At 35.6% G+C, this 8,189-nt stretch carries 3 protein-coding genes; all 3 read right to left on the bottom strand.

What is annotated here, in order from left to right; genetic code table 11:
* A partial coding sequence (locus ACNQGB_RS15755; protein WP_472777143.1) for a beta strand repeat-containing protein occupies positions 1–6,128 on the bottom strand: 6,128 nt, incomplete at its 3' end.
* A gap of 528 nt (positions 6,129–6,656) precedes the next feature.
* Complete coding sequence (locus ACNQGB_RS15750) at positions 6,657–7,031, bottom strand: hypothetical protein (RefSeq protein WP_417947210.1); 375 nt, start codon at positions 7,029–7,031, stop codon at positions 6,657–6,659.
* Positions 7,032–7,515: 484 nt separating this feature from the next.
* The coding region (locus ACNQGB_RS15745; RefSeq protein WP_472777142.1) for an OmpA family protein at positions 7,516–8,189 on the bottom strand (674 nt) is incomplete at its 5' end.

Raw genomic sequence — 8,189 nt, 5'->3', positions numbered from 1 at the left:
CCTGTTGATGGATTAACTTCACACAATTCATAGGTAATACTATAGCTTCCGCTTGGTGTATTTCCTGCTAATGTTACTACTCCATTCGAATCGATACTCAATGGTCCTGCAGAAACTGGGGTAACATTCGTATTGGTTGGACTTACTAAAACAGTATTCAATGTATCGTTGTCTGTTACATTAAACACTACTTTTGGATTTACTCCTGTATTTACCGCAACTGGATTATCATCAACTGCATCAATTGGATTTAAAACAACTACTGTTGCAGTTGCGTTTGTACAATTTACAGGGTCTGCTCCTGCTTCACACAATTTATAAGTGATGGTATACGTACCTGAAACAGTATTTGGAGCTAAAGTCAAATTTCCATCTGCATCAATACGCAATGGTCCAGTGGTTACTGGTGTCACATCTGTATTTGTTGATGTAACTGCTATTCCATTTAAATTATCTGCTCCATTACCGTTATTAGCTAACACACTTCCAACTGTTGTAACCACTGTAGTGCTTGGCGCTTGTGGAGGGAAGGCATCATCAAATGCATTAATTTGATTACTAATACGAATTTTCGCATTGGCTATATCACAATTGCCCGGATTTATCGCTTCACATATTTGATAAAAAACCATATAGGTACCCGAAACTTGTCCAGAAGGTACTGTTATCGTACCATTACTATTAAGCACAAATCCTGTAGGCGCTGTTCCACTTAATGTTAAATTAACATCCGACGGGTTTAAGACAACTCCATTTAGGGTATCATTATTCAATACTGATGTAGTGGTTCCTCCATTTCCACCCGTATATGGTACTGCTGTAAAATCATCAACAATGGCATCTACTGCTGCTTGGAAAACGTTTACTGTAACAGAAGTAGTACTGCAATTAGCTGGATTCGAACCAATTTCACATATTCGATACTCTAATGTTTGAGGTCCTGCAGGTGTACCTGCTGCAATAGTAATGGTACCATTTGCATTTAAAGTTAATACCGGATTTAAAGCTGTTGTTGTCAAAACCACGTCTGCGGGTTCAACTGGTGGAATTCCACTTAATGTATCATTCCCTAATACGGAACCAGTTGTAGCTCCTGGAAGTCCTCCTGTTATATCTGGGTTAGCCACGATAGGATTAAATACAACTACTGTTGCTGTTGCTGTTTTACAATTTACTGGGTTTGCTCCTACCTCACATATTTCATAAATAATACTGTAGGTTCCAGAAGGTGTATTGCCTGCCAACGTTATCTCACCATTACTAGCTATACTTAATGGACCTGCTATTTGTGGTGTGACATTAGTATTTGCATCTGTAACTGGATCTCCATGTAACGTATCATTTGAAGTAACATTTAAAACAACTTTAGAAACTTCAGCAGTCGCTACTGTAATTGGCCCATCATTTACTGCAAGTAATGGATTCTGAACTACAACAGTCACTATAGCCGTATTACAATTTGCTGGACTTGCCCCAGATTCACACAACTCATAAGTAATTAGATAAGTTCCTGAAGCTGTGTTGGCTGCTACTATTAAATTACCATTAATATCAATACTCAATGGTCCTGTAGTTATTGGTGTTACATCAGTGTTTGTAGCTGTTACTGCAATAGTATTTAAAGTATCATTATCTGTTACATTTAAAATAACTGTAGGTGTTGTTGCTGAAGCTACAGTTGCTGGACCATCGTTTACAGCGTCAATTACAGCAACTACTACCGGCTTACTTGTTGATGTATTGTTTCCCAGTGTTGGATCGGCTTCATTGGCTGCAATTGTTGCTGTATTGACATAACTACCTGTAGCATTTACTGTTGCAGTGATTATTAAAGTTGCATTGCCGCCATTGGCTAAACTGCCAATTGACCAAATTCCTGTTCCTGATGTATATGTTCCTGTTGCAGTTGTTGAACTAACAAAAGTATAACCCGCAGGTAAAACATCAGTTACATTTACACCCGTTGCACTACTTGGTCCTGCATTAGTTGCCGTTAAGGTAAAAATAACATCTGAACCAACACTTGGTGTGGCATTATTTACTGTTTTAGTAATTCCGACGTTCGATTGTGGAACGGGTATTGGTTTACTTGTTGAAGTATTGTTCCCTAGTGTTGGATCTGCTTCATTGGCTGCAATGTCTGCTCTGTTGGCATAACTACCCGTTGCATTTACCGTAGCTGTTATAGTTAAAGTTGCACTGCCTCCATTAGCTAGATTGCCTATTGACCAAACTCCACTACCACTATTGAATGTCCCCGTGCTTGGTGCAGTATTGCTAACATAGGTATAACCCGCAGGTAAAACATCAGTTACATTTACACCCGTTGCACTACTTGGTCCTGCATTAGTTGCCGTTAGGGTAAAAATAATATCGGAACCTACATTTGGTGTGGCATTATTTACTGTTTTAGTAATACCTACATTTGATTGTGGCGTAACAATTAAATCTGCCGACAATGAAATAATATTTCCACAAACATAATCGCTTTTGGTTATTATAACTCTGTAGTCATAACCGTTTTGAGTTGATGTAACTCCTGTTAGATTTAAAGAAGCGCTTGTTGCACCCGAATAAATACCTGAATTGATAATATTTGTAAACATTGAACCGCCGTTTGTACTTTCTTGCCATTGGTATGCTACAGTACCCGAAACAGGTATTGTTACAGAAAAAACTGTATTACCGCCAGCAACAGTTACTTTATTGGCAGGTTGGGTTGTAATTACATTACCCACGGTAACTACATTTGTATATGTTCCTGAGTAGGAAGCTGCTATTACTGTACCATTTGTATTTGTTGGAGCTATAGCTCCTCCAGTTTGACCAAATTGCTGACCAATTGCAGCAGATGTGTTATTGTTGTAGTATTCATTTGAATCTGAACACCCATCGTTGTCAGAATCTAAATCAAGATAATTAGCAATACCGTCACCATCAGTATTTAGTGGTGTAGTAGGCGTTCCACCCAAAGCAGTTGGTAAACCATTTGACTGAACAGAACCATCAATGATACCATTATTGTCTAAATCTAAGTTTGGATTACTTCCAGATTCTTTCAAATCGAATACTCCATCATTGTCTGAATCTAAATCTAAATAATTAGGAACACCATCGTTATCTGTATCTGTTGCGCAAGATGCAACAACAACAAAATTATTTATAACATAATCATCTGATTTTAAAATTGCTTGATAGCTAACATTTGAAGCAATATTTGCAGGAATTGTCATTACAATAGTAGATAGACCAGTTGTAGCGAGGTATGGCGTATGATTTATGTAATTATTTCCTTGAATAGAAGGTAATGAATTTGTAAAAGTAGCACCATTAAAAATAGTTATAATGGCGTCACCACCATTATTTGTTGCATTATCAGCATTACTTCCACCATCAGAAGGTGTTGTAATATCCATATATTTTGTTCCATCTACAAAAATAGAAACTACAGATTGAGTGGATGTTGCAGAAGGAATCGTTTGAGACGAAAATCCACCTCCTACTCCGTTATTCCAACGAAAATCAAAACTAATTTTTTTTGAATCTACAGAAATATTTCCAGAAGGACAAGTTATATTTGCAGTAGCATTAACTGTGACACCATTTGCATCATTGGAACCATTTAAAGCTGTTAACAATCCTGCATTTAGTCCTTCTGTTGTATCCAAAATTCCATCATTATCATCATCAATATCTGTTGTGTCTGGAATACCATCATTATCATTATCGCCCACATTTGATGCGATTGGCGTTGGTGTACTTATTGATGTATTGTTCCCTAGTGTTGGATCGGCTTCATTGGCTTTTATATCTGCTTTGTTGGCATAACTTCCTGTTGCATTTACAGTAGCTGTAATAGTTAAAGTTGCACTGCCTCCATTAGCTAAATTGCCTATTGTCCAAACTCCAGTACCACTATTGAATGTCCCCGTACTCGGTGCAGTATTGCTAACATAAGTATAACCCGCAGGTAAAACATCTGTCACTGATACGCCTGTTGCAGTACTTGGTCCTGCATTGCTTGCTGTTAGTGTGAAAATAACTGCATCACCTACATTTGGCGTTGCATTATTTACCGTTTTAACAATGCTTACATTGGCTTGTGCTGCCGCCACTGGAGTTAGTGTCCTTGTTGATGTATTGTTCTCTAGTGTTGGATCGGCTTCATTGGCTTTTATATCTGCTTTGTTGGCATAACTCCCTGTGGCATTTACCGTAACTGTAATAGTTAAAGTTGCACTGCCTCCATTAGCTAAATTACCTATTGACCAAACTCCTGTACCACTATTGAATGTCCCTGTGCTCGGTGCAGTATTGTTAACATAGGTATAACCCGCAGGTAAAACATCTGTCACGGATACGCCTGTTGCAGTACTAGGTCCAGCATTATTAGCAACAATTGTAAAGATTACATTGCTACCTAAAGCTGGTGTTTCGTTATCTACAGTTTTAGTAACACCCACATTTGATTCGGGTGTTACAACTATAGAAACACCTCCTATATCTGTAACAATTCCATCAGAAATGACGTAATCGAAATTAATTGAACCACTATAATTTACAGCTGATGAAAAACTAATTACCCCAATTGAAGATACAAATATAGTACCATTGGGAACACTAATAATTTGTGCAGTTCCTGGGGTTAATACAGTACCATTAATAGAAACAACAGTCAAAGAATCTCCATCTATGTCTGTATCATTTGCTTTCAGATTAAGAACATTTCCTGTTGAATTTACTGTAAATGTATAGTTATCATCTACAGCAACTGGAGGATTATCGACCGCAATTGACGCTGTTGCTTTTGAATCATCAGTGGTGCTCAATGTTGTGTCTATTTGCGTGGTACCTATGTTTCCATATGCACTATTAGTATAATTACCTTTTGTATTAGGAATAGTAGCGCTAAATGTTAAACTAACGCTTCCGCTAGCAGGGATACTAAAATTCGAGCTATTTCCCCAAACTAAAGATTGCCCAGTTATCGTAGGATTTGTAATTGGCAAACCCCCAAAAGTAGAGGATCCTGCGACATAAGCAGTGCCAAGTGGCATAATATCAGTAATATCGTCTACAAGAAGTGCTTGTGTAGATGTATTTGTTAATGTTATGGTGTATAAACCTGTCCCACCACTTGTCAAAATTGGAGTACTCGTAGATTTGGTTAAAGTTAAAAAATTTTGTGCGGAAGCTATTGGAGCTAATGCTAAAAAAGCCGCATCCAAAGTTGTGTGCTTTATTTGGGCACCACTACTTATATTTGAAATTGGACTCACAGCCGTTGGGGATGATGTTGTGGTAACTGCTCTAAAAGTGAATACTAAAGTATAATCAGTTGAAGTAGTTGATCCTAATACAAATTTTAACTGGTTATTATACGAAATATCATCTGCCGTACCAGCTCCATAAGCAAAAGTAAATTGCGAATTAATCAATTCATAGGCTGTAGGATTCCAATTTGCAAAAGATGCTGGAGATGTTGAAAATATTTTTGCCGTTCCAACCGTACCAGTATTTCCTTTAACAGTCATTGTCATGAGGCCTCCCAATGCATTAGATGGTGGTCCAACAATAGAGGTAGCTACTTTATTTGATGCAGCTGAAATTGCTGACTCAACCGATAGAAAAGTCATTGTTGTACCTGTGGCCCCATTTAAAAGAACCCCGCCTGCACCTGGTTTACCATCGTAAACTTTAATAATATGTGTTTGATCCGTTAATGTTGCGGCAGTTGCTGTTAAATAAAAATAAGCCGTAGCTGAATTTCCCGCCGTCAAAGCACCAAGATTTACTAAATTCACTTCATTTGATGCCAAATTAACTGAGGTGGCTTCAACTGCAGACACATCACTAAAATTACTAATTTCAACCCAAAGATCATTTATGATTGATGATCCAGCTGGACTAGAAATGGAATAAGAAGCATAAGCTGAATTAATAGGTGTTGAAGCACCAAGATCAATATAAAAAATATCAGTTGACGTTCTTGTGACCAGTGGCGGTAGAACACTTATTGATTTAGCCTCATTCTCTTTTATATTTCCAAAAGAAATAAAATGTATACCTAAAAATAAAGTCAGAATTTTTAGTTTTAAATTATCAATATTGAAAGTATTTTTTTTCATAGTATAGGTTTTAAATTGATTGATCTTGAAAGAGGTTTCTTTGTTTAACTAACTTCATTTGCAGTTAAATAAAATAACAAGTCTTATCAAAAATTTGAATTTTATTTTTTATAATCTTAATTTTTGGAATTAGTAAATCCCCTCACAGTCTATAAATTTAATTGTACACACTATTAACCAACATTTAATTGACCGTGTCTAAAAAGTTAGGCAAACCATCACCCTCTTCATTACTATTTGGATTGTTCCCTCCAGCTTTAACAGAATCTAAAATACCGTCGTTATCATCATCTAAATCAATAGAATCGTTTTTACCATCTCCATCTATATCTTGTAAGCATATTAAATGTAAAGGAAATGGTAAAGCAAAAACTATTTTGATTCATTTCAAAAACTTTGTTTAAATTATTATTTACTTAATTATCAAACTCGACGCTAGAAACATCGTTAAACTCGTACATAATTCTACTTGGCGCGAGGCCCTCTTCATTGTAAGTACCAGTTGCATTTAAATATTGTGAGCTTTTATCAATTACTAACCTTGCTTGTATGATCGGCTTTATGAGCAAATCGTACAGAAACATCACAATTTGTAGCCAACGCATCTTTGTTGGGACTGTCGATATCATAAGTAACAAATCTAAAATCTTTTACTGGTATCGTTGTAATACCATTCGACTTTAAAAATATAAAACGTATTCTTGATTTATTATTTTGTATTCCAATACCACTATTGGCATGCATATAAACAATATTATTACCCGTTTTACAAGAAAGCTCCTGCTTGAAGCCCCAAAAGTCCTCGAACTCTAATAAAAACCAGTGTAGGAATTGTTGTAGATGTAGAAGTAAATAAAGCATTATTTGTTCCACTATCACTTTATACACTTGTGACAGTAACATTTTCAAAATTTTGCGATAACCCAACATCATAAAAGAAAAGAAAAATTAAGACAAATATTTTATCAATACACTTAATTTTTATAAATTTTAAGCAAGTAAAGTTTTTCATTTATGTATGTTTATTAGAGGCACTATTCGTAGTGCTTTTTTTAACAGGTAGATAAACCAAAAGTAAACAAATAATTATATTTTTATTACGATTAACACGTATAAATTGTTAAAATTTCAATTTAAACAATTTATTTTTTATAATATATTGTTAAACCTATTTTTCACAATATTAAAATGAAATATTGAATGTAAAAAAATAGCTTGAATGTAATTTTCTAATCCAATTCAGTCAGTATTTTATATAGCGTAAAAATTGGCAATTTATCTTTTAATCAAACCGTATCCGATGGTTTTATATTTTCAATTTATAGACCACCAAAAAAGGCTATCCAAGTATATGGATAGCCTTTTTAGTTTTTTGTTTAGAGAAGATTTATTGCATAGAAACAATAATAAACTCACTTCTTCTATTGGCTTGATGTTGCTCTTCTGTACAGTTTGATTGGTTTGTAGGTTCACATCCACAATCATTTACAAGCTGTGATTCGCCGTATCCTTTGGCCGTTAATCTATTAGCAGCTATACCGTTTTTAATCAACCATGCCTTAGTTGCTTTAGCTCTTCTGTCAGATAATGCTTGGTTATAGGCAACCGTTTGTCTACAATCTGTATGTGATCTAATGTCGATGGTCATCTTTGGGTATTGTTGCATCACTGCTAATACTTTTTCGAGCTCAAAAGCAGCATCCTTACGAATAACTGATTTGTCTAAATCAAAATAAAGTATTGGAATATCTAAGGTTTTAGCTAAATCTGTTCCTACATCAATTACTTTTTTTCTTGGCGCTAAGGCCAATGGACCTTGTGTTACTCCAGATGCTTTTGCTATTACAATCTTATTCTCTTTGGTTTCATATTCTGGTTTTTCTCCACGTAAATAATACGTTTTTCCACATTCAACCTCAAAAGTATAGTCCCCTGATGATGCAGTTGTACTTTCTTTGATCAAATTGAAATTGGAATCAAACAAACTTACCTTAGTATTTGCCAAGACTAAACCGGTATCCTGATCCTTGATGACTCCTTGAAGTGCTTGATTACATACTA

The organism is Flavobacterium frigidum (assembly GCF_048286795.2).
Note: the sequence above shows the minus strand (reverse complement) of the source record. Positions and strands in the feature narration are given on the sequence as shown.

What these genes read in the sequence shown, in the direction of transcription:
- ACNQGB_RS15750 (WP_417947210.1), bottom strand. Translation starts at nt 7,031, where the DNA reads ATGTTACTGTCACAAGTGTATAAAGTGATAGTGGAACAAATAATGCTT.